The 22,890-nt window shown below is 60.7% G+C and carries 16 protein-coding genes; 6 read left to right on the forward strand and 10 right to left on the reverse strand.

Annotated elements, in window-relative coordinates:
• Window positions 1–35: 35 nt before the first annotated feature.
• Entirely contained in the window at window positions 36–1,628 is a 1,593-nt protein-coding gene (locus CUC44_RS02715; protein ID WP_100858459.1) for an ABC-F family ATPase, read from the forward strand.
• 497 nt (window positions 1,629–2,125) lie between these two features.
• Here CUC44_RS02715 and ppiD read toward each other — a convergent pair whose 3' ends face one another.
• The 6 genes from ppiD to tig all read right to left on the reverse strand — a co-directional run bounded on the left by ppiD (window position 2,126) and on the right by tig (window position 10,565).
• Complete coding sequence (gene ppiD / locus CUC44_RS02725) at window positions 2,126–4,039, reverse strand: peptidylprolyl isomerase (protein ID WP_167388752.1); 1,914 nt, start codon at window positions 4,037–4,039, stop codon at window positions 2,126–2,128.
• 151 nt (window positions 4,040–4,190) lie between these two features.
• Window positions 4,191–4,463 (reverse strand): nucleoid-associated protein HU-beta, encoded by a 273-nt coding sequence (gene hupB / locus CUC44_RS02730; RefSeq protein WP_005315375.1) that lies wholly within the window; start codon window positions 4,461–4,463, stop codon window positions 4,191–4,193.
• Window positions 4,464–4,703: 240 nt separating this feature from the next.
• The gene (gene lon, locus CUC44_RS02735; RefSeq protein ID WP_100858461.1) at window positions 4,704–7,058 is read right to left on the reverse strand and encodes an endopeptidase La; all 2,355 of its coding nucleotides are present in this window, start codon (window positions 7,056–7,058) and stop codon (window positions 4,704–4,706) included.
• A 140-nt stretch (window positions 7,059–7,198) separates the two neighbouring features.
• The gene (clpX, locus tag CUC44_RS02740) at window positions 7,199–8,473 is read right to left on the reverse strand and encodes an ATP-dependent protease ATP-binding subunit ClpX (RefSeq protein ID WP_042653669.1); all 1,275 of its coding nucleotides are present in this window, start codon (window positions 8,471–8,473) and stop codon (window positions 7,199–7,201) included.
• 71 nt (window positions 8,474–8,544) lie between these two features.
• Complete coding sequence (gene clpP, locus CUC44_RS02745) at window positions 8,545–9,168, reverse strand: ATP-dependent Clp endopeptidase proteolytic subunit ClpP (RefSeq protein ID WP_167388753.1); 624 nt, start codon at window positions 9,166–9,168, stop codon at window positions 8,545–8,547.
• Window positions 9,169–9,254: 86 nt separating this feature from the next.
• A complete protein-coding gene (gene tig, locus CUC44_RS02750) occupies window positions 9,255–10,565 on the reverse strand; it encodes a trigger factor (protein ID WP_100858462.1) in 1,311 nt (436 codons plus the stop codon).
• Window positions 10,566–10,994: 429 nt separating this feature from the next.
• Between tig and CUC44_RS02760 the strand changes: the two genes are divergently transcribed.
• Both CUC44_RS02760 and yfbR read left to right on the forward strand, forming a co-directional pair.
• Window positions 10,995–11,429 carry a YccF domain-containing protein gene (locus tag CUC44_RS02760; protein WP_100858464.1) on the forward strand — a complete coding sequence of 145 codons (435 nt, stop codon included), beginning with the start codon at window positions 10,995–10,997 and terminating at the stop codon, window positions 11,427–11,429.
• Between the two features lie 86 nt (window positions 11,430–11,515).
• Window positions 11,516–12,130: a 5'-deoxynucleotidase gene (gene yfbR / locus CUC44_RS02765; protein WP_100858465.1), complete on the forward strand. Its 615-nt coding sequence runs from the start codon at window positions 11,516–11,518 to the stop codon at window positions 12,128–12,130.
• 135 nt (window positions 12,131–12,265) lie between these two features.
• Here the strand turns inward: yfbR and lolE are convergent, their stop codons facing one another.
• From lolE to CUC44_RS02780, 3 genes are read right to left on the reverse strand one after another with little or no spacing between them, the layout of a single operon-like run.
• Window positions 12,266–13,507 (reverse strand): lipoprotein-releasing ABC transporter permease subunit LolE, encoded by a 1,242-nt coding sequence (gene lolE, locus CUC44_RS02770; RefSeq protein ID WP_100858466.1) that lies wholly within the window; start codon window positions 13,505–13,507, stop codon window positions 12,266–12,268.
• Window positions 13,507–14,220, reverse strand: coding sequence for a lipoprotein-releasing ABC transporter ATP-binding protein LolD (gene lolD / locus CUC44_RS02775; protein WP_167388754.1), 714 nt, complete (start codon window positions 14,218–14,220; stop codon window positions 13,507–13,509). Before lolD ends, lolE begins: the two co-directional genes overlap by 1 nt.
• Window positions 14,221–14,260: 40 nt before the next feature.
• A complete protein-coding gene (locus CUC44_RS02780; protein WP_100858468.1) occupies window positions 14,261–15,496 on the reverse strand; it encodes a lipoprotein-releasing ABC transporter permease subunit in 1,236 nt (411 codons plus the stop codon).
• Window positions 15,497–15,572: 76 nt separating this feature from the next.
• Between CUC44_RS02780 and CUC44_RS02785 the strand changes: the two genes are divergently transcribed.
• The gene (locus tag CUC44_RS02785) at window positions 15,573–16,148 is read left to right on the forward strand and encodes a PilZ domain-containing protein (protein ID WP_100858469.1); all 576 of its coding nucleotides are present in this window, start codon (window positions 15,573–15,575) and stop codon (window positions 16,146–16,148) included.
• 40 nt (window positions 16,149–16,188) lie between these two features.
• The gene (mfd, locus tag CUC44_RS02790; RefSeq protein ID WP_167388758.1) at window positions 16,189–19,644 is read left to right on the forward strand and encodes a transcription-repair coupling factor; all 3,456 of its coding nucleotides are present in this window, start codon (window positions 16,189–16,191) and stop codon (window positions 19,642–19,644) included.
• Window positions 19,645–19,859: 215 nt separating this feature from the next.
• On the opposite strand, the gene fbp is transcribed toward mfd, so the two are convergent.
• On the reverse strand, window positions 19,860–20,894 hold the full coding sequence (gene fbp, locus CUC44_RS02795) for a class 1 fructose-bisphosphatase (protein WP_100858471.1): 1,035 nt from the start codon (window positions 20,892–20,894) through the stop codon (window positions 19,860–19,862).
• Window positions 20,895–21,265: 371 nt separating this feature from the next.
• On the opposite strand from fbp, the gene CUC44_RS02800 reads away from it, so the two are divergent.
• Window positions 21,266–22,882 carry a peptide ABC transporter substrate-binding protein gene (locus CUC44_RS02800; protein ID WP_100858472.1) on the forward strand — a complete coding sequence of 539 codons (1,617 nt, stop codon included), beginning with the start codon at window positions 21,266–21,268 and terminating at the stop codon, window positions 22,880–22,882.
• Window positions 22,883–22,890: the final 8 nt, after the last annotated feature.

The raw sequence follows: 22,890 nt of genomic DNA on the forward strand, positions 1-22,890 counted from the left end.
GCGCGCCATTTGACAGACCAACCGGGACACTTACTTTGTTAAGCAGCAATAACATCACCATGCAATTCGGCGCCAAGCCGCTGTTTGAGAACATCAACGTCAAGTTTGGCGGCGGCAACCGCTACGGCCTCATCGGCGCAAACGGCTGTGGCAAGTCCACCTTCATGAAGATCCTCGGCGGCGATCTGGAGCCCACTGGCGGTAATGTGAGCCTGGATGTCAACGAGCGCATCGGTAAGCTGCGCCAGGATCAGTTCGCCTACGAGCAGATGCGCGTGCTGGACGTGGTCATGATGGGTCACACCGAGCTGTGGGCCGCCATCGCCGAGCGTGACGCCATCTACGCCAACCTGGAAGCGACCGACGACGACTACATGAAGGCCGCCGAGCTGGAAGGCCTGGTCGCCGAGTACGACGGTTACACTGCAGAGGCCCGCGCGGGTGAGCTGCTGCTGGGTGCCGGTATCCCCATCGAACAACACAACGGCCCCATGAGCGAAGTGGCACCAGGCTGGAAACTGCGGGTGCTGCTGGCACAGGCGCTGTTCTCCAACCCCGATATCCTGCTGCTGGACGAACCGACCAACAACCTGGACATCAACACCATTCGTTGGCTGGAGCAGGTGCTGAACGAGCGTGAGAGCACCATGATCATCATCTCTCACGACCGTCACTTCCTGAACTCCGTCTGTACTCACATGGCGGATCTGGACTACGGCGAGCTGCGCGTCTACCCGGGCAACTACGACGAGTACATGACCGCCGCCACCCAGGCCCGCGAGCGTCTGATCTCTGACAACGCCAAGAAGAAGGCCCAGATTGCCGACTTGCAATCCTTCGTCTCCCGTTTCAGCGCCAACGCCTCCAAGTCCAGCCAGGCGACCTCCCGCCTGAAGCAGATCGACAAGATCAAGATCGAGGAAGTGAAGGTCTCCAGCCGTCAGAACCCCTTCATCCGCTTCGAGCAGGAGAAGAAGCTGTACCGCAACATCCTGGAAGTGGAAGGGGTTGCCAAGGGTTATGGCGAGGCGCCGCTGTTCAAGGGCCTCAACATGATGCTGGAAGTGGGCGAAAAGGTCGCCATCCTGGGTACCAACGGCATCGGTAAATCCACCCTGATCAAGACCTTGGTTGGCGCCCTGGCTCCGGACACCGGCACCATCAAGTGGTCCGAGAACGCCCAGATCGGCTACTACGCCCAGGATCACGCGGAAGACTTCGACACCGATCTCAACGTGTTCGACTGGATGGCCCAGTGGAAACAGGCCAACGAAGACGAGCAGGCGGTACGCTCCGTGCTGGGTCGTCTGCTGTTCTCCCAGGACGACATCAAGAAGCCGGTCAAGGTACTCTCGGGTGGTGAGCAGGGTCGCATGCTGTTCGGCAAGCTGATGATGCAGCGCCCCAACATCCTGATCATGGATGAGCCGACCAACCACCTGGACATGGAATCCATCGAATCCTTGAACCTGGCGCTGGAGATGTATCAGGGCACCCTCATCTTCGTCTCCCACGACCGTGAGTTCGTCTCCTCCCTGGCGACCCGGATCCTGGAACTAACCGAGAACGGCATCCGTGACTTCGGCGGTACCTACGAGGATTACCTGCGCACCCAGGGCGTGGTGTAAGCGCCCTCCCCGCGTTAGTCCAATGCAAACCGGCGCCCAGGCGCCGGTTTTTTATTGCCTTCGATCTGCTGCCCAGGCCAGCTGGCACTCGGCCGGTCTGCCCCAGCTAGGTATGAATGAACCTCGCAGCCCTCTTCGGTTACCAAGCTGCCCAGACCGACACTGATTGCCAGCGCGCACCTGTCTTGCTCCAACCCGCTCGTGGCCGGCAACGCTCGCCTCATGCCCCTGCGTGACATACATAGATGACGCCAGCCTATCTGCCCCACGCACCCTTCACCTCCAGAGGCGTCAGCACGCTACCAATATGTATCCAACCGATTCGGGACTGACAGGGCTTATCTACAATCGCCGACCTGCTTTCAATACGCCCCAAAGCGGCATGGATTATCTGCATTATTGGCACTTTGGCGACAGATAACGCCATTAAATCGATATTTTATAGATAAAAAACGGCCCCATAGTGGGGCCGTTTGCGATGGGGTGCGATGTCGGAATTATTCGACGGTCGCTTCCACGTCGGTGAAGTACTCAATCTTGGCAGACTTGCGCAGCTCGTCGATGAGGGACTTGTAATCCGCCTGGGCCTTGCCCTGGCCCATCTGGCCTTGCAACAGGCTGACCATCTGGGACGGCTCCTTGATCACATTGACCTGGTCCAGTGCGACCACGACGCGATCACCGTTCCCTTCGGCGACCAGCTCGACACTCGGCTTGCCATCCTTCGGATGCGGCATGCGGAACGCCTGGGCCAGCAGGTTCTGATCCATCTCCTGGGTGAAGCGGGCGACCCCCTTGTGGGTCTCCACCTTGGCACCCAGGGCAGTCAGATCGGCCTGGATATCCTCACCGGCATGCAGCTTGTCCAGCAGGGCCTGGGCCTTGCTGCGCGCCACTTCGCTGGCCTTGTCATGCTTGATGGCCGCAACCACCTGATCCTTGACCTCCGCCAGCGGCTTGGCCGCCTTGGGCTGGTGACCCATGATGTGCAGCACCAGCGCCTTGCCGTCGGCCAGCTCGATCACATCCGAGTTGGTGTTGTCATCGCGCAGCTGTTCGGAGAAGGCAGCGGAGATCACCTTGGGATCATTGAGCGGCGCCGGCGCATTGGCCTGGCTGAAGTAGTCAGAGGAGACCACTTGCAGACCCATGGCTTCGGCGGTCAGGTCCAGGGAGTCCGGGTTCTCGAAGCTGCTGTCAGCCATCTTCTGCTGCAGGGCGAAGAATTGCTCCTTGGCCTTGTCAGCTTGCAGACGGGTGATGGTTTCGCTCATCACATCGGCAAACGGCTTGGTCTTGGCAGGCTCGACGGCCAGCAGCTTGATGACGTGGAAGCCGAACGGGCTCTTCACCACACCGGAGAGATCGCCAGCCTTGTTCAGGGCAAAGGCGGCCTTCTCGAAGGCGGGATCCATCACCCCTTTCTCGAACCAGTCCAGCTCGCCGCCCTTCTTGGCGGAGAAGGTGTCGGAGGAGTGCGCCTTGGCCAGTGCGGCGAAGTCTTCACCAGACTTGGCCTTGGCCAGCAGATCATCAGCCTGCTTCTCGGCGGCCTTCTCGTCCTTGCCAAACGGGATCAGGATGTGTGCCACCTGGCGACGCTCGGCACGCTGGAACAGGTCCTGGTGCTGATCGTAGTAATCCTGGGCATCCTGCTCGGTCACCTTGATGTCTTTGCTCAGGGTGGCGGCGTCCAGCAGCAGATAGTCGACCTTGACCTGCTCGTCCTTCATGAAGCGACCGCTGTTGGCCTTGTAGAACTGATCCACCTCGGCGTCGCTCACCTGGACCTCGTCCAGATAGGCGGCGGCGCTCAGGCGCACCAGGCGCAGATCCCGGGTCTGGTTATAGAGACGGTCGAGCTGCTCGGCTTCACCCTTGAGCGCAAATTCGGAGCCCAGCAGGGCGCCCATCAGTTGCTGGCGCACCATGTCCTGGCGCAGGGAGTCGCGGAACATCTCCGGGGTCATGCCGGCGCGGCGGATGAGCTGCAGGTAGCGATCGTTGTTGAACTTGCCGTTCTCGGCAAACTCCGGCATGGCCACGATGGCCTGCTTGATCTGCTCGTCGCTGACGCGCAAGCCGAGTTCACGGGCCTTGCCGTCGATCAGCGCCTGATCGATGAGTCGGTCCAGCACACCACGGCGGAACTGCTTCATGTAATCCGGGTTGGCGGCCAGCTGGTTGAAGGACTCACCCATCTGGGATTCCATGCGGGCCCGCTCGTTGCGATAGGCATTTTCCAGTGCGGGGGCACTGATGTCATTGCCATTGACGGTAGCGGGGGCGGTACGTGCCGGGCCATTGAGGTAGCTACCTACACCGGCCAAGGCAAAGGAGAGAATGATCAGGCCCAAGATAACCTTGGCCACCTTGCCCTGCGCCCCTTCGCGTAGTTTATCCAACATCATGTTTGTACTTATGCTCCCGAACTCGATGGGCGTAAATAATGAAAAGGCGCACCGATTGCGATGCGCCTTGGTCAATCAGTATGAGGGAGAGCCCTCTCACTTGTCTGGTCTGCGACCAAGGACGGTGGCCGATGTGAAATCAGCGCCCGGCTTAGTTGACCGCGTCTTTCAGGGCCTTGCCGGCTTTGAAGGCAGGAACTTTACCGGCGGCGATTTCGATGGTCGCACCAGTTTGCGGGTTGCGGCCAGAACGAGCGGCACGCTCACGAACAGCGAAAGTACCGAAACCAACCAGAGCAACCTGGTCACCTTCTTTCAGAGCTTCACCAACGGCATCGATGAAGGCATCCAGCGCACGGCCAGCAGCGGCTTTGGAGATATCAGCACCGTCTGCAATCTTGTCAATCAGTTGAGATTTATTCACTCTTATATTCCCCTTTTATCGAACATCGCTGCGGCGCTGATTTCCCTGGCCACAACAAGTGGAGGTTTTATAGCAAGCCTCCTGATCAGTTGCAAGTGACAATCTGGCGCAAACCCGCGCCACATCACGCATTGCGACTCATCATGAGTACCCGATCGGTGGTCAAGGCTACTTCCGTTATCCGGCGCATGCAAGCCTTAACCACCTCCCGAATGCGCCAAATTTGCGGCGCATCAACATTTACACGACAGAAACGCGTTCGAAACCCTGCGGATTGTCCTGCAACGCCAGTGCAAGCACCTCGTCAATCCAGCGAACCGGATAAATTTCAAGATCTTGTTTGACGTTTGCCGGGATCTCTTCCAGATCACGAGCGTTCTCAATCGGAATCAGAACTCGCTTTATACCACCACGGTGAGCCGCCAGCAGCTTCTCTTTGAGACCACCGATGGGCAGCACTTCGCCGCGCAGGGTAATTTCACCCGTCATGGCCACATCGGCACGCACCGGGTTGCCAGTCAGACTGGACACCAGGGCGGTACACATGGCGATACCGGCGCTCGGGCCGTCCTTCGGGGTCGCCCCTTCCGGCACGTGCACGTGGATGTCGCGCTTCTCGTAGAAGTCGGCGTTGATACGCAGCTTCTCGGCGCGCGCCCGCACCACCGTCATGGCCGCCTGGATGGACTCCTGCATCACATCACCGAGAGACCCGGTGTAGGTGAGCTTGCCCTTGCCCGGCACGTTGGTGGTCTCGATGGTGAGCAGATCGCCCCCCACCTCGGTCCACGCCAGGCCACACACCTGACCAATCTGGTTCTGATCGGTGGCCTTGCCGTAATCGAAGCGTTGTACCCCGAGGAACTCCTTGAGGTTTTCCTGATTGACCTGAACATGCTTGATGCTCTTGTCCAGCAGGATGCGCTTGACCGCCTTGCGACAGATCTTGGAGATCTCGCGCTCCAGACTCCGCACCCCCGCCTCGCGGGTGTAGTAGCGGATAACGCCGATCAGGGCCGAGTCTTCGATGGTGATCTCGGACTCTTTCAGACCGTTGCGCTGGATCTGCTTGGCCACCAGGTGTTGCTTGGCGATGTTGAGCTTCTCGTCCTCGGTGTAACCGGACAGACGGATCACTTCCATCCGGTCCAGCAGCGGACCCGGGATGTTCATGGAGTTGGAGGTGGCCACGAACATCACGTCCGACAGGTCATAATCCACTTCCAGATAGTGATCGTTGAAGCTGTTGTTCTGCTCCGGATCCAGCACTTCCAGCAAGGCAGACGCAGGGTCGCCACGCATGTCCGAGCTCATCTTGTCGATCTCGTCGAGCAGGAACAGCGGGTTCTTCACACCGACTTTCGCCATCTTCTGGATGAGCTTGCCGGGCATGGAGCCGATGTAGGTGCGACGGTGACCGCGGATCTCCGCCTCGTCACGCACGCCGCCGAGCGCCATGCGCACATACTTGCGACCGGTCGCCTTGGCGATGGATTGACCGAGCGAGGTCTTGCCCACACCGGGAGGCCCGACCAGGCAGAGGATGGGGCCCTTGAGCTTGTTGACCCGCGCCTGCACCGCCAGATACTCGAGGATGCGATCCTTGACCTTCTCCAGGCCATAGTGATCCGCGTCCAGCACCTCTTGCGCCTTGCCGAGATCTTTTTTGACCTTGGAGCGCGCCTTCCAGGGCACCTGCACCATCCAGTCCACATAGCTGCGCACGACCGTGGCCTCGGCGGACATGGGGGACATCATCTTCAGCTTGGAAAGCTCGGCCTGGGCCTTCTCACGGGCATCTTCCGGCATCCCCGCCTCTTCAATCTTGCGACTGAGGGCTTCGAACTCGTCCGGACTGTCTTCCAGCTCACCCAGCTCTTTCTGGATGGCCTTCATCTGCTCGTTGAGATAGTACTCCCGTTGGCTCTTCTCCATCTGTTTCTTGACCCGGGAGCGGATGCGTTTCTCGACCTGCAACAGGTCAATCTCCGACTCCATCATGGCCATCAGAAACTCGATGCGCTCGGACACAGAGGCGATTTCCAGCACCTTCTGCTTGTCTTCGAGCTTGAGCGGCATGTGCGCGGCCATGGTATCGGCCAGGCGCGCAGCATCGTCGATCGCCGAGATCGAGGTCAGCACCTCGGGCGGGATCTTCTTGTTGAGCTTGATGTAACCTTCAAACTGACCGATGGCGGAGCGCACCAGCACATCCTGGTCCTTCTCCTCGATGGCGGCAGACGCTATGTACTGCGCCTCCCCGACGAAGAAGTCCTTGTCATCGATTATCCGCTCAAGACGGGCACGCTGGCCCCCTTCCACCAGCACCTTGACGGTGCCATCGGGAAGCTTGAGCATCTGTAAAATATTGGCCACTGTCCCGACGGAGAAGATCTCTTCCACCGTAGGCTCGTCAGTTGACGCATCCTTCTGGGCCACCAGCAGGACTTTCTTGTCCTGCTCCATGGCCGCTTCCAGACAGCGAATGGATTTTTCCCGCCCCACAAAGAGTGGAATGACCATGTGGGGATAAACCACCACGTCACGAAGAGGCAGGACGGGAATCTCGATGCGTTCAGAACGCTCTAGGTTCATATATGTCCTCTCGGCTTGTTATACCGTTGGCAAAGCACGTGGCTGAGTATATGGGGGCGCGAAGATGAGATTCAATCGCCTTGGCCGTAAAAAGCATGAAAGGGGCAAAATGCCCCTTTATGTGATTAAAAATCAGCCAGTTACTCTGACGCGGCGGCCTGAGTCTCGGGATTGTCGTAGATCATCAGGGGCGCGGAGTCGCCCTTGATCACCGTTTCGTCGATCACCACCTTGCTGACCCCTTCCAGGGACGGCAGGTCATACATGGTGTCGAGCAGCACGGCTTCGACGATGGATCTCAGACCCCGGGCACCGGTTTTGCGCTCCATCGCCTTGCGCGCAATGGCGTTCAGGGCGTCGTCACGAAACTCCAGTTCCACCTCTTCCAGCGCAAACAGGGCAGCGTACTGCTTGGTCAGCGCATTCTTCGGCTCTTTCAGGATCTGGATGAGGGCAGCCTCGTCGAGCTCGGTCAGGGTCGCGACTACCGGCAGACGGCCGATGAACTCGGGGATCAGACCGTATTTGATCAGATCTTCCGGCTCCACCTTGGCAAAGTTCTCGCTCAGGGTCGCCTTGGCGTTCTTGGATTTGACGTCGGCGCCAAACCCGATGCCGGTACCCTTGACGGAGCGCTGCTCGATGACCTTGTCCAGACCGGCGAAAGCGCCACCACAGATGAACAGGATCTTGGAGGTATCAACCTGCAAGAACTCCTGCTGCGGGTGCTTGCGGCCCCCTTGCGGCGGCACGGAGGCGATGGTGCCTTCAATCAGCTTCAGCAGCGCCTGCTGTACCCCTTCCCCGGACACGTCTCGGGTGATGGAGGGGTTGTCCGACTTGCGGGAGATCTTGTCGATCTCGTCGATGTAGACGATGCCGCGCTGGGCCTTCTCCACGTCGTAGTCGCACTTTTGCAGCAGCTTCTGGATGATGTTCTCCACGTCCTCGCCCACGTAACCGGCTTCGGTCAGGGTGGTGGCATCGGCCATGGTGAAGGGCACATCCAGCAGGCGGGCCAGGGTCTCGGCCAGCAGGGTCTTGCCGCTACCGGTCGGGCCAATCAGCAGGATGTTGGACTTGCCAAGTTCCACGCCACCGGCTTCGCTACCGCTGCGCAGACGCTTGTAGTGGTTGTAGACGGCGACCGCCAAGACCTTCTTGGCGTACTCCTGGCCGATCACGTAATCATCCAGGTGAGCCCGGATCTCGTGAGGGGTCGGCAGCTCGCTACCATCGCGCTTGGGAGAGATCTCGCGGATCTCCTCGCGGATGATGTCGTTGCACAGCTCGACACACTCGTCACATACGTAGACGGAAGGGCCAGCGATCAGCTTGCGCACTTCATGCTGGCTCTTGCCGCAGAAAGAGCAATAAAGCAGCTTGTCGCCCTCACCCTTGCGTTTCTCTGTCATTCAGCAACCTCGTTTTATCAATAGAGGATGGATACGTCCTGTTGAGTTTACAACAGGACGTGACACCCTGCTCAACCGCGCTGGCTCAGGATACCGTCTACCAGACCATAGGCCACGGCCTGCTCTGCCGACATGAAGTTGTCACGGTCGGTGTCACGCTCGATGGTCGCCATGTCCTGGCCGGTATGGAAGGCCAGACGCTCGTTCAGGGTATTCTTGATCTTCAGGATCTCCTGGGCATGGATCTGGATGTCAGATGCCTGGCCCTGGAAGCCGCCGAGCGGCTGGTGGATCATCACGCGGGCGTTCGGCAGGCAGAAGCGCTTGCCCTTGGCACCACCGGCCAGCAGGAAGGCGCCCATGGAGCAGGCCTGCCCCATGCAAACGGTGCTGACGTCCGGCTTGATGAACTGCATGGTGTCATAGATGGACATGCCCGCCGTGACGGCGCCACCTGGTGAGTTGATGTAGATGCTGATGTCCTGATCCGGGTTTTCGGACTCGAGGAACAACAGCTGGGCCACCACCAGGTTCGCCATGTGATCTTCAACCTGACCGGTCAGAAAGATCACCCGCTCCTTGAGCAGGCGGGAATAGATGTCGTATGAACGCTCACCCTTAGCCGTCTGCTCGACCACCATAGGGATGAGCGCATTGCGTGGGGATTCAGTCACATCGTTATAGTTTTTGTACATAAGGCATTGTCCCTAAAATAAAATGGCCCGAGTGGAGATCACACGAGCCATTATACTTAACAGTTTTGACCTTAAGTCAAATGATCTTAGGCCGCGGCACCGGACTTGTTGATCACTTCGTCAAAGGCAACTTCTTTCTCGGTCACTTGGGCCTTGGACAGGATCAGGTCGATGGCTTGATCTTCCACCGCCAGATTGCGGACGCCGTTCAGCATCTGCTCGTTCTGTTGGTAGTACTCGATCACTTCCTTCGGATCTTCGTAGGCGGTGGCCATGGACTCGATGATGCTGGTCACACGGGCGTCGTCAGCCTTGATCTCGTTGGTGCGGATGACATCACCCAGCAGCAGACCAACGCGCACGCGGCGCTCGGCTTGCGCCTGGAACAGCTCGGCCGGCAGCTCGGGAGCGTTGCCGCCCTGGAAGCCACCGAAGCGCTGCAGCGCTTGCTGACGCAGGGTGTCGATTTCCTGGGCAACGGCAGCCTTCGGCAGATCGATCTGGTTGGCTTCAACCAGGCCGTTCAGCACTTGCTCTTTCACGCTGTTTTTCAGGGCTTGAGCCAGCTCGCGCTCCATGTTCTTGCGCACTTCAGCCTTCAGCTCTTCCACGTTGCCGCTTTCGATGCCGAAACGCTTGACGAACTCTTCGGTCAGCTCAGGCAGTACCTGCTCTTCAACCTTGATCAGCTTGGAGGCAAACTTGGCCGCCTTGCCTTTGAGGTTTTCGGCGTGGTAGTCAGCCGGGAAGGTCACGTCGATGGTGAACTCGTCGCCCGCTTTCTTGCCCAGGATGGCATCTTCGAAGCCAGGGATCATGCGGCCAGCGCCCAGTTCCAGAGTGAAACCTTCTGCCTTGCCACCGTCGAACTCTTCGCCGTCGATGGAGCCTACGAAGTCCAGGGTAACGCGCATGCCGTTGGCGGCAGCGGCATCAACGTCGGACCAGGTAGCGTGCTGCTTGCGCAGGGTGTCGATCATGTTGGCCAGATCGGCATCCTTGACGGTAGCAACCGGCTTCTCAACCTTGATGCTCTCGAGACCGGCAACTTCGAACTCAGGGTACACTTCGAAAGTGGCGGTGAATTCGAAATCCTGGCCTTCCTTGATCTCTTTCGGATCCATGGTCGGCGCACCGGCCGGGCTCAGTTTGTTCTCGATGATGGCCTTGATGAAGTTGTTCTGCATCATTTCATCGGCAACGCGGGCATGGGCCATGGCGCCGAACATCTTCTTGATGATGGCAACCGGAGCCTTGCCAGGACGGAAACCATCGATGCGACGAGTCTTGGCCAGGCCATTCAATTCTTTACGCACGGCAGCGTCAACGGTCGCAGCCGGTACAGTGATGGTAAGACGGCGTTCCAGACCTTGGGTTGTCTCTACAGAAACTTGCATTCTTTTACCTCGTTCAACTCAGCACTGTGTGCTGACCCTTTATTACTCCTGGGCACATACCCGGAGTCTTCCTGTTTATAAAGACAACGACTGTCTTTGTGATGAGAAAATATGACGCGACATTATAGCGGCGCACATTGGTCGCGTCGAGCCGCACATCCCCCATCCGGGGCACAGACGGCACAATTTGCGCAAGACTGACCTCTATATGGGGAAACCCGGGCCCCAGTTCAAGCGCCCAGTTTGCAATATTTTGCACTGGCTCACTGTTTTGCCTCCAATCCCCCCTATTTTTCATTCAAATGGCCCCCAATCCGCTGCCGGCAAGGGGGCTGCGACCCAAATTGTCCACCTTCTCGCATCAGCCATTGCGTCCCTTGACATGGATCGCTATGGTGGCAACCAACTTATGAGTCTGGAGTGACCCAAATGACCTTTTTTCGCTTCTTGTTTAACCTGCTCTGGTTTGTACTGGGGGGCGTCTTCATGGGGCTGGCCTGGTGGCTGGCCGGGCTGCTCTGCTTCGTGTCCCTGATAGGCATCCCCTGGGGACGCGCCTGCTTCGTCATCGGCACCTTCACCTTCTTCCCGTTTGGCAAGCAGGCGGTGAGCCGCAAGGCCATGACAGGCCAGAGCGACATCGGTACCGGCGCGCTGGGGATGATTGGCAACATCCTCTGGTTCCTGGTGATCGGGGTCTGGCTCGCCATCGGCCACATCGCCTCGGCGCTGGCCTGCTTCGTGACCATCATCGGCATCCCGTTCGGCATCCAGCACCTGAAACTCGCGCTGATCGCCCTGGCCCCCATAGGTCAGATGGTGGTGACCAACCACGAGGCCGAGTCCGGTCGCTATATTCGCTGAGACAGATAGCCAAGCAGGCGGTGCCTGCGACGTAAAAAAAGGGCAGACTAGGGTCTGCCCTTTTTTATTGTCACTTCGAGGCCCCCATGCTCCCCAGCCATTTCTTCGCCAACCTCGCCCGCATGCGGCTCATCTACCGCTGGCCGCTGATGCGCAACATCCAGCCCGAGAACATCGCCGAGCATAGCCTGCAGGTCGCCATGGTGGCCCATGCCCTCGGCGTCATCAGTAACCGTCTTTTTGGGGGGAACGTCGATGCCAACCGCGCCGCCGTGATGGCGCTCTACCACGACAGCAGCGAGGTGCTGACCGGCGACTTGCCTACCCCGGTCAAGTACTTCAACCCAGAGATAGCCCGGGAATACAAGAAGATAGAGCTGGCCGCCGAGCAGCGCCTGCTGGGGATGCTGCCCCCCGAGCTTATCGAGGATTTTCGTCCCCTGCTCGACTCTGGTGCGCAATCTGGCGCACAAGCGAGCCCCGAGGACGAGACGCTGGCGCGGCTGGTGAAGGATGCGGACACCCTCTGCGCCTATACCAAGTGTCTGGAGGAGATCAATGCCGGCAACCGGGAGTTTGAACCGGCCAGGAAGCGCCTCGAGCAGATGCTGGATGCCCGCATGAACCCGGCCATGCGCTACTTTATCGAGGTATTTGTGGCGAGTTTTTCACTGCCTCTCGATGAATTGAATGCCCATTAACACTACCTAGTGCAATTCCTGCATTGAATTGCACTACCTAGACATCAAAACACCAACCAAACACCTGTTTTTCATTTAAAACAAAGGGCCCCGGCGGGCCCTTTTGGTTATCTCATCGGTTGTGAGGCCGCCACCTCAGTGCCCCAGCTCCCGGGACGGCACCAGGGCGCTCGCCCGCCAGGCGGGATAGAGGGTCGCCGCGAAGCTCATCAGGATGGCGGCGCTGGTCACTATCACCAGATCCTGCATGTGCAGCTCGGTTGGCAGGAAGTCGATGAAGTAGATGTCCGGATTGAGGAAGCGATGACCGATGAGGGTCTCGATGGCGCTCAGGATCTGGGTCAGCTTGCTCGACAGCAGGCCGCCGAGCAGGGCCCCCAGCAGGGCGCCGAGCACCCCGTTCACCATGCCCTGGATGACGAAGGTGAGCCGGATCTGGCCCGGGCTCGCCCCCATGGTTTTGAGGATCGCTATCTCGCTGCGCTTCTCGTTCACCGCCATCACCAGGGTGGAGACGATGTTGAAACAGGCCACCGCCACCACCATCAGCATCACCACGTACATGACGGTGCGCACCATCTGAATGTCCTGATAGAGGTAGCCCTGACGGCTCATCCAGCTGCTGATGTAGACGTAGTGCGGGAACTTGCTCGCCGCCGCCACCGTGATGGACTGCGCCTTGAGCACGTCATCAACCTTGAGGCTGAAACCCTCCACGTCCTTGCCCATGCCGGTGATGGCCTGGGCATCGGTCAGGTGCATGAAACCGATGAGGCCGTCGAGCTGGCCGCCGATCTCCATCAGTCCCACCACCTTGAGCGCCTCGCGCCTCGGGTTCTTGATGCCGCTGGCATCGCCACCCTGGGGCAGCAGCAGGGCGACAGTGTCCCCTATCTTGACCCCCAGCTTGTCGGCGATGGTCTTGCCGAGGATCACCTCCTTCTCGCCGGGTTGCAACTCACGCAGGCCACGGCCCGTCATGTATTTGCCCGCGTCCGACAGGTTCGCCTCGAGCTCCGGCAACACGGCGCGCAACTGCACCCCCTTGAGGGCGGAGCCGTGCTCCAGCAGGCCGTCGAGGCGGATCACAGGTGCGGCGGCCTCGATGCCGGGCTGGGCCAGCAGGTAGTCCCGCAGTTTGGGCCAGTTCGGCAGCGGCGCCTCCATGCCGATGAGCTCGCCGTGGGGCACCACTGAGAGCACCCGGTTCTTGAGCTCTCGCTCGAAACCGTTCATGGCGGAGAGCCCCAGGATCAGCGCCATCACCCCGAGGGCGATGCCGATGAGGGAGGAGGCCGAGATGAAGGCGATAAAACCGTTGCGACGGCGAGAGCGGCTGTAACGCAGGCCCAGGAACAGGGGCAGCGGCTTGAACATCAGGCGACCTCCGCCATGATGCCGCTCACCAGGGTCACCCGCCGGTGCAGCTTGGCGGCGAGGCTCAAGTCGTGGGTCACCACCACGAAGGCGGTGCCCAACTCTCTGTTCAGCTCGCACAAGAGCTCGTAGACGGCGGTGGCGCTGGCGTGATCCAGGTTGCCGGTGGGCTCGTCCGCCAGCACCAGGCTCGGCTCGTTGACCAGGGCGCGGGCGATGGCGACCCGCTGGCGTTCGCCACCGGAGAGCTCGGACGGCCTGTGGTTGAGGCGATGGGAGAGCCCCACCCGCCCCAGCATCCGGGTCGCCTTCTCGGTGGCGCTCGCCACCGACTCACCGGCGATGAGCAGCGGCATGGCGGTGTTCTCGAGGGCCGTGAACTCGGCGAGCAGGTGGTGGAACTGATACACGAACCCCAGCTCCTGATTGCGGAATTTCGCCTGGGCACGGCTGTCCCAGCGGTGAATGTCCTGCCCGTTGAACAGCACGGCGCCGCTGGAGGGGTTATCCAGCGCCCCCATCAGGTGCAGCAAGGTGGTCTTGCCGGAGCCCGAGCTGCCCACCACCGCCAGCATCTCGCCGGGGGCCACGGACAGGTCTATGCCCTTGAGCACTTGCGTCTCGAGATTGCCCTCTTTATAGACATGGTTCAGCGCCTCACAGCGCAGCAGAGGTTCACGCAACGGGTTGTCACGGGGCAAGGGCTCATTCATAAAAAGGGCTCCGCTTGGGGAAGTAATAACAGAAGAAGAATTATTCATGACGCAGTGCCTCGGCCGGTTTCACCCGGGCCGCACGGGCCGCTGGGTACAAGGTGGCACTGAAGCTCAGCAGCACGGCGCCGAGCAAGATGGTGATGACCTGGGCAGGCTCCACGATGACCGGCAGGCCCGAGCCACCAGCGGCCATATAGAGGTTGAGCCCCACCGCATCGAGCAAGGGGTTGAGGCCAAGGGAGAGCCCGAGCCCCGCCAGGGCGCCGAACAGGGCACCGATGACGCCGCTGGACGCCCCCAGCACCATGAAGATCTTGACGATACCGGACTCGCTCATGCCCATGGTACGCAAGATGGCCACCTCCCCTTCCTTGTCGGTGACCACCATGACCAGGGCCGAGAGGATGTTGAAGGTGGCGACCGCGATGATCAGCACCAGCATCAGGCCCATCATGCGTTTCTCCATGGCCACCGCCTGGAACAGCTCGCCGCGCTCGCGGCGCCAGTCCTGCCACTCCAGTCCGTCCGGCAGCGGGGTCTTGATCACCTGATCGGCGGCGAAGGGATCGTCCAGCCAGAGGCGGATGCCACCGACGACGTCATCTTGCAGGCGCAGCATGCGCTGGGCATCGCCGAGCGCAATCAAGGCCACCTGACTGTCCACGTCGGCGCCGACCCCGAAGATGCCGGAGACGGTAAACAGACGCTGGGCCGGTACCCGGCCGAAGGGGGTAAAGCGGGTGCCCTCGGTCAGAATGAGGCGCACCTCATCCCCGAGCGACACCTTGAGACGGTTGGCCACCCCCTGCCCCAGCACTATGTGGTATTCACCGCGCTGCAGGCTATCGAGTCGTCCTGCCAGCATCTGGGCATGGAGGATGTCGTCCTTGGGCCACTGGGCCGGATCGATCCCCTGCACGCTCACCCCGGTCAGCTGGCCCGGGCTTTGCAGCATGCCTTCGCTGTCGAGCATGGGGGCTGTGGCCACCACGTGGGGCAGCTTGGTCAGATCCGGCAGCCCGGCGGGATGGGCCTCGATGCGCCCGGCCGGATTGGTCACCACCACATGGGGGATCACCCCTAGGATGCGACCCTTGAGCTGTCCCTCAAAACCGTTCATCACTGAGATGACCACCATCAGGGCGGCGACCCCGATGACGATGCCGAAGGTGGAAAACAGGGAGATGAAGGAGACGAAGCGGTTACTGCGTCGCGAGCCTGCATAACGCAGGCCGATAGCCAGCGACAGTGGCTGAAAAAGTCCAGTCTTCAAGGATATCTACGTTGCCAACAAAATAAGATACCGGATAATAATGGCAAATAGACTATGACAACAAGGGATAGCCTCCATGCAGGAACAGTTCTTCAGCGTCACCCATGCCACGCCGGTCAATGTGATCCCCATGCCGGCCGACTTTCACCTGCCGACGCTGGAGGCGCTGGACGCCGAATTGCCCGAGCCCTTTCGTATCGCCTCCGCCATCACCGCCATCGATCTGGTGAGTAGCCGCCTGCTGCGCAACCAGAACGAGTCGATGCACGATCTGGTCGAGATCATCAACCAGCAGTCCCGCAAGATCGATATGATCATGGGCTATGTGCTGGCGGTGCAGGATCACCCGGAGCACCGCTTCCACACCCTGCGCTTCGGGGCCGGCCAGCTCACCTACCTGCACCCGCGCCAGGGCCACGGCGAGCTACCGCACCTGCATCAGATAGTGCGACTCAAGATCTTCCTGCGCGAAGAGGCCGCCGCCGTCTACTGCTACGCCGAGGTCAAACACCTTGAAGCGGGCGAGCACGGCACCCATGTATTGCTCGACTATGTACGCATCCGTGAGGATGACCGGGAACTGCTGGTACGCGCCAGCCTGCATGTGCAATCGAAGCAACTCAAGTTGCGTGCCCAAGAGCGCCAGCGCTAATAACAGACAACGTCAACGTTAAAAGAATCGAACGATGCCAATGACACTCCCCGCCTTGCCCGCCAAAGCGGGCCAGAAGTTAACGCTCGGCCAGCTGGTCGGCAGCAGCCTGGCGCTGGTCGCCGCCCGCCTCACCGCCGAGGCCAAGCGCCCCGTCCTGCTGGTGACCGCCGATACCCCGAGCGCCCTGCGCCTCGAGCAAGAATTACAGTACCTGCTGGCAGACAAGGATTGCCCCATCCTGCTGTTCCCGGATTGGGAGACCCTGCCCTACGACACCTTCTCCCCCCATCAGGACATCATCTCCCAGCGCCTCGAGACCCTCTACAAGCTGCCGCAGATGAGCAGCGGCGTGCTGATCGTGCCCATCTCCACCCTGATGCTGCGCTGTGCGCCCCGGGTCTATCTGGACAAATACAGCCTGCTGGTCAAAGCGGGTCAGCGCCTCAACCTGCAACAGTTGCGGGGGCGCCTCGCCGAGGCAGGCTACGTGGCGGTGGAGCAGGTGCTGGAGCACGGCGAGTTCGCCGCCCGTGGCTCCTTGCTGGATCTTTTCCCCATGGGCAGCAACAGCCCCTATCGCATCGACTTTTTCGATGACGAGGTGGACTCCATCCGCCCGTTCGATCCCGAGACCCAGCGCTCCAGCGAGCCGGTCAAGTCGGTGAGCCTGTTGCCCGCCCGGGAGTTTCCCACCGACGAGGGGGCTATCGAGCTGTTCCGTGGTAAGTATCGCGAGCAGTTCGAGCTGTCGCGCGCCGAGGGCTCCGTCTATCAGGAGGTGAGCAAGGGACGCTGGCCCGCCGGCATCGAATACTATCTGCCGCTCTTCTTCCAGCAGACCGCCAGCCTGTTTGACTACCTGCCGGACAACACTCTCTTGCTGACGGTGGGAGAGATTTATCCTGCCGCCCAGCGCTTCTGGAACGACATTGCCCAGCGTTACGAGGACAGACGCTGGGATAACACCCGTCCCTTGCTGCCACCCCAGCAGATCTATCTGCCGGTAGAACAGCTGTTTGCGGCCCTCGGCCAGTATGGCGCCGTGCGCCTGCAGGCAGATGCCACCGATGGCGCCGCCGGCCAGCACAACCTGGCCACGGCCCCCCTGCCGGACCTGCAGCTCGATCACAGCAAGGAGCAGCCCCTGCTGGCGCTCGACCAGTTCCTGCAAGGCTTCGCGGGCCGCACCCTGTTTGCGGTGGAGTCCGAGGGGCGGCGCGAGGTGCTGGGCGATCTGCTCGCGCGCATCAAGGTGCAGCCAAAGGAGTTCTCCTCCCTCGAGGCCTTCGTGGCAAGCACGGCTCGCCACGGCCTGCTGGTCACCCCGCTGGAGCGCGGCTTCCTGCTGCAAGAAAGTGGGCAGGAAGAGCTGGCCCTCATCACAGAGACCGAGCTGCTCGGCGGCAAGATCCGCAGCCGCCGCGCCCGGGACAAGAGCAAGAACTTAAGCTCAGATGCGGTCATTCGAAACCTCGGCGAGCTGACCCAGGGTCAGCCCGTGGTACACCTGGATCACGGGGTCGGTCGCTACCTCGGCCTCGAGACCCTGGACGCCGGCGGCCTGCCCACCGAGTTCCTGACCCTCGAATATGCTGGCGGCGACAAGTTGTTCGTGCCGGTCACCAACTTGCATCTGATCAGCCGTTATACCGGCTCTGACAACCCGCCGAGCCACAAGCTCGGCGGTGAGGCCTGGACCAAGGCAAGGCGCAAGGCGGCGGAGAAGATCCGCGATGTGGCGGCTGAGCTCTTGGACGTCTACGCCCTGCGGGCGGCCCGTCACGGCTTTGCCTTCAAGCACGACAAGGAGGCCTATCGCCAGTTTGCCGCCGGTTTCCCGTTCGAGGAGACAGAGGATCAGCTCAACGCCATCAATGCGGTGCTCGGCGACATGTGCCAGGCCAAGAGCATGGACCGCCTGGTGTGCGGCGACGTGGGCTTTGGCAAGACAGAGGTAGCGATGCGGGCAGCCTTCGTGGCGGTACACGGCGGCAAGCAGGTCGCTGTACTGGTGCCCACCACCCTGTTGGCCCAGCAGCACTACGACAACTTCCGGGATCGCTTCGCGAACTGGCCGGTGCGGGTCGAGGTACTGAGCCGCTTCCGCTCCGCCAAGGAGCAGACCGCCGTGCTCAAGGAGCTGGCGGAGGGCAAGGTGGACATCATCATAGGCACCCACAAGCTGCTGGGCTCGGATCTCACCTTCAAGGATCTGGGCCTGCTCATCGTCGATGAGGAGCACAGATTCGGGGTGCGCCAGAAGGAAAAGATCAAGGCGCTGCGCGCCGACGTGGACATCCTCACCCTGACCGCGACCCCGATCCCGCGCACCCTCAACATGGCCATGTCCGGTATGCGGGATCTCTCCATCATCGCCACCCCGCCCGCCAAGCGCCTCGCCATCAAGACCTTCGTGCGCCAGCAGGAGCCCGCGGTCACCCGCGAGGCCGTGCTGCGGGAATTGAAACGCGGCGGTCAGGTCTACTACCTGCACAACGACGTTGAGAGCATAGAGCAGTGCGCGGCAGATCTCGCCGCCCTGGTGCCGGAGGCGCGCATCGGCGTCGCCCACGGCCAGATGCGCGAGCGGGAGCTCGAGCGGGTGATGTCGGACTTCTACCACCAGCGCTTCAACCTGCTGGTGTGTACCACCATCATAGAGACCGGCATCGACGTGCCAAGCGCCAACACCATCATCATGGACCGCGCGGATCACTTGGGACTCGCCCAGTTGCACCAGTTGCGGGGCCGGGTCGGCCGCTCCCATCACCAGGCCTATGCCTATCTGCTCACCCCCCACCCCAAGCTGATGACCAAGGATGCGGTCAAGCGGCTGGAAGCCATCGCGTCCTTGGAAGATCTCGGAGCGGGTTTTGCGCTCGCCACCCACGATCTGGAGATCCGCGGTGCGGGCGAGCTGCTCGGGGACGATCAGAGCGGCCAGATCGAATCCATCGGCTTCACCCTCTACATGGAGCTGCTGGAGCAGGCGGTGGAGGCGCTCAAAAACGGTAAGGAACCATCATTGGATCAGCTGATGAGCCAGCACACCGAGGTGGAGCTGCGCCTGCCCGCCCTCTTGCCGGACGACTACATACCGGACGTCAACATGCGCCTGTCCATGTACAAGCGCATCGCCAGCGCCAAGGATGAGCAGGAGCTGCGGGAGCTGAAAGTGGAGCTGATCGATCGCTTCGGCCTGCTGCCGGAGGCGACCAAGACGCTGATGGAGATAGCCGCCTTCCGCCAGCGCGCCACGGCGCTTGGCATCCGCCGGGTGGAGATGAGCGATCGCGGTGGTTATCTCGACTTCAGCCAGGACACCAAGGTCAACCCGACCTATCTGGTAAAACTGCTCTCCGAGCAGCCACGTATCTATAAAATGGATGGACCGACCCGCTTGCGCTTCCAGGTACCGAACCAGGACAGGGTCATGCGGCTGAAACTGGTGGACTCCCTGCTGGCAGATTTGGCCAAGCACGCCCTGCCCTGATGGGATCGGCGCTCTGCGGTGCGTCTCGGCGGGTCTTGTCCCCGGCAGGCGCGCTGGCGCCACCACGGGAGCACACGGGAACATGAGTCGCGAGTGTCACCACGGATGACCACAACAAAACGGGAGCCCTGAGGCTCCCGTTTTTTATCTGCGTATTCACTGCGACTATCCACAGTGCCTTTGATGGCAGCTATGGGCAGAGCCCAGCACCAGACTCAGCCCTGGTTGGCCGGATCCTCGTGGGCGGAGAACTCCCGCATGAAGGCCTCGGCCCTGTCCACCATCTTGGTGGAGCCGACGAAGTAGGGGGTACGCTGGTGCAGGGCCGTAGGCTGGATGTCCATGATGCGGCCAAAGCCGTCGGAGGCCTTGCCACCGGCCTGCTCCACCAGGAACGCCATGGGATTGCACTCGTAGAGCAGGCGCAGCTTGCCGTTCGGGGAGTTGGTGCCGGACGGATAGATGTAGATACCGCCCTTGAGCAGGTTGCGATGAAAATCCGACACCAGGGAGCCTATGTAGCGGGAGGTGTAGGGTCTGTGGGTCGCCTCATCCCGCTCCTGGCAGTATTTGAGGTACTTCTTCACCCCGTCCGGGAACTTGATGTAGTTGCCCTCGTTGATGGAGTAGATCTTGCCCTCCTCCGGGATGCGGATATTTTCGTGGGAGAGGCAGAAGCAGCCGATGGAGGGATCATAGGTGAAGCCGTTGACCCCGAAGCCCGTGGTGTAGACCAGCATGGTGGAGGAGCCATACACCACATAACCGGCGGCGACCTGGCGGTTGCCCGGCTGCAGGAAGTCTTCCAGGGTCACGCCGGCCCCCGGGGTGCTGACCCGACGGTAGATGGAGAAGATGGTCCCGACCGAGACGTTGACGTCGATGTTGGAGGAGCCATCGAGGGGGTCTATCAGCACCACGTACTTGGAGTGGCGGGAGAGCTCAGAATCGAAGGAGACGAAGTCCTCTTCCTCTTCGGAGGCCATGCCGCACACCTCGCCGCGGGCCTCCAGCGCTGCCTTGAAGCGCTCGTTGGCGTAGACGTCCAGCTTCTGCTGCACCTCCCCTTGCACGTTTTCGGCCCCCATGGAGCCGATGATGTCCGCTAGCCCCGCCTTGTTGATCTCCCGGTTCACCACCTTGGCAGCCAGGCGGATGGAGCTGAGCAAGGAGGTCAGCTCGCCGGTTGCGGTCGGGTAGTCCGCCTGCTTTTTGACGATGAACTCGCCCATGGTGATCATGTTTCGCATTCTTCTTCCTTTAGGATCGTTTCCGTTGGCCTTGAAAACGTTTGCAAGCATCGGCAAAAAAAGGGCCGATCCTCGGCTGCGTTGTTTTGTAACCCAATGTAACGTTTGTTTTTTGTTTTTGCAGCGAATTAAGACGGCGTATAAATCGCCAGTTCGCGCCACAAACTGGCGCCATTCTGGGGGAATAACGGCGCCAATCGACCTCTTTCCCAATGTTAATTCGTGACAAGAATCCATAATTGCCCACCCCTTTCCCCTCCCTCCCCCCATACGGGCAGCGCCAGATCACAGGCGCAGTCCCCCCTTGAGATCTGATGCCCGATCCAGCACACTGGCTTGGCTTTGGAAGCAAAAAAACATAAGGATATTCAATGAAAAGGACTCTCATTGCCGGCACGGTTGCCGCCCTGATCTCCCTCCCGGCCCTGGCGGCCCAGGTGCCTGCCGGCACCCAGTTACTCCCTGCAGCCCAGCAGACCTTCGTGCGCAACATAGGCACGGAACCCGCCTCCATCGATCCCCAGATGGTGGAAGAGAGCGCGGGCAGCGACATCGTCAACGATCTGTTCGAGGGACTCTACACCCTGGATGAGAATGGCAAGCTGAAACTCGCCGGCGCGCTCGGTTACGAGCTCGATCCCACGGGCACCGTCTACACCTTCAAGCTCAGACCCGACGCCAAGTGGTCAAACGGCGAGCCGGTGACGGCGGCGGATTACGTCTATGGCTGGCAGCGGGCGGCGGATCCCAAGAACGCCTCCAACTACGCCTGGTTCATCGAGCTGACCGGGGTCACCCACGCCAGCGAAGTGGTGCAAGGCAAGGCCAAGCCCGATGCCCTCGGTATCAAGGCCCTCGATAGCCATACCCTGCAGATCACCCTGAAAAACCCGGTGCCCTTCTTCCTGAAGACCCTCTCTCACTACACCACCTTCCCGGCGCCGAAGGCGACCATAGAGAAGTACGGCAGTGACTGGGTCAAACCGGGCAATATCGTCTCCAATGGCGCCTTCGTGCTCAAAGAGTGGACCCCGAACGAGCGGCTCATCTCCGAGCGCAATCCCCACTACTGGGACAATGCCCACACTGTGATCAACAAGGTGGTCTATCTGGAGATAGTGTCCGAGACCGCCGCCTTCAACCGCTACCGGGCGAGTGAGCTGCACTACACCACCTATCCGCTGGAGCAGTACAAGCAGATCAAGAGCCAGAGCCCGGAGGAGCTGGTCAGCGCCCCCCTGCTCTCCACCTATTACTATGTGTTCAACACCCAGCGCAAACCCTTCGACAACCCCAAGGTGCGCAAGGCGCTCTCCTTGGCCATCGACCGGGACACCATCACAGAGAAGATCCTGGGCCAGGGACAGCTCTCCGCCTTCAGCCTGACGCCGCCGAGCGTGGACGGGTTTGAGCTCAAGCAACCGGCCAGCGAGCTGATGAGCAAGGAAGAGCGGATCAAAGCAGCCAAGGCCTTGCTGGCCGAGGCCGGTTACGGCCCGAACAAGCCGCTGGATGTGGATATCCTCTACAACACCAACGAGGGACACAAGAAGATAGCCCTGGCCATCGCCTCCATGTGGAAACACAACCTGGGGGTCAAGGCGGAGCTCAACAACATGGAGTGGAAGACCATGGTGTCGGCCCTCAACGAAGGGGACTTCGGGGTGAGCCGCTACGCCTGGAACGGGGACTATAACGACGCCTCCACCTTCCTCGACATCATGACCTCCAGCAGCAGCGCCAACAGCGGCAAATGGGTCAACAAACAGTACGACGCCCTGCTGGCCAAGGCCCACGACTCCCAGGACGCGGCCGAGCGCAACCACCTCTATCAGCAGGCGGAAGCCCTGATCGATGCCGAAGCCCCCATAGCCCCGGTTTACTTCTACGTGAAATCCCGGCTGCTCAAGCCCTTCGTCAAAGGCTACCCCTACCACAACCCGCAGGAGCTGGTCTATTCGAAAGACCTCTACCTGACGGCCCAGTAAGGCCTCTC

This window comes from Aeromonas lusitana (assembly GCF_002812985.1).
Classification (GTDB): domain Bacteria; phylum Pseudomonadota; class Gammaproteobacteria; order Enterobacterales; family Aeromonadaceae; genus Aeromonas; species Aeromonas lusitana.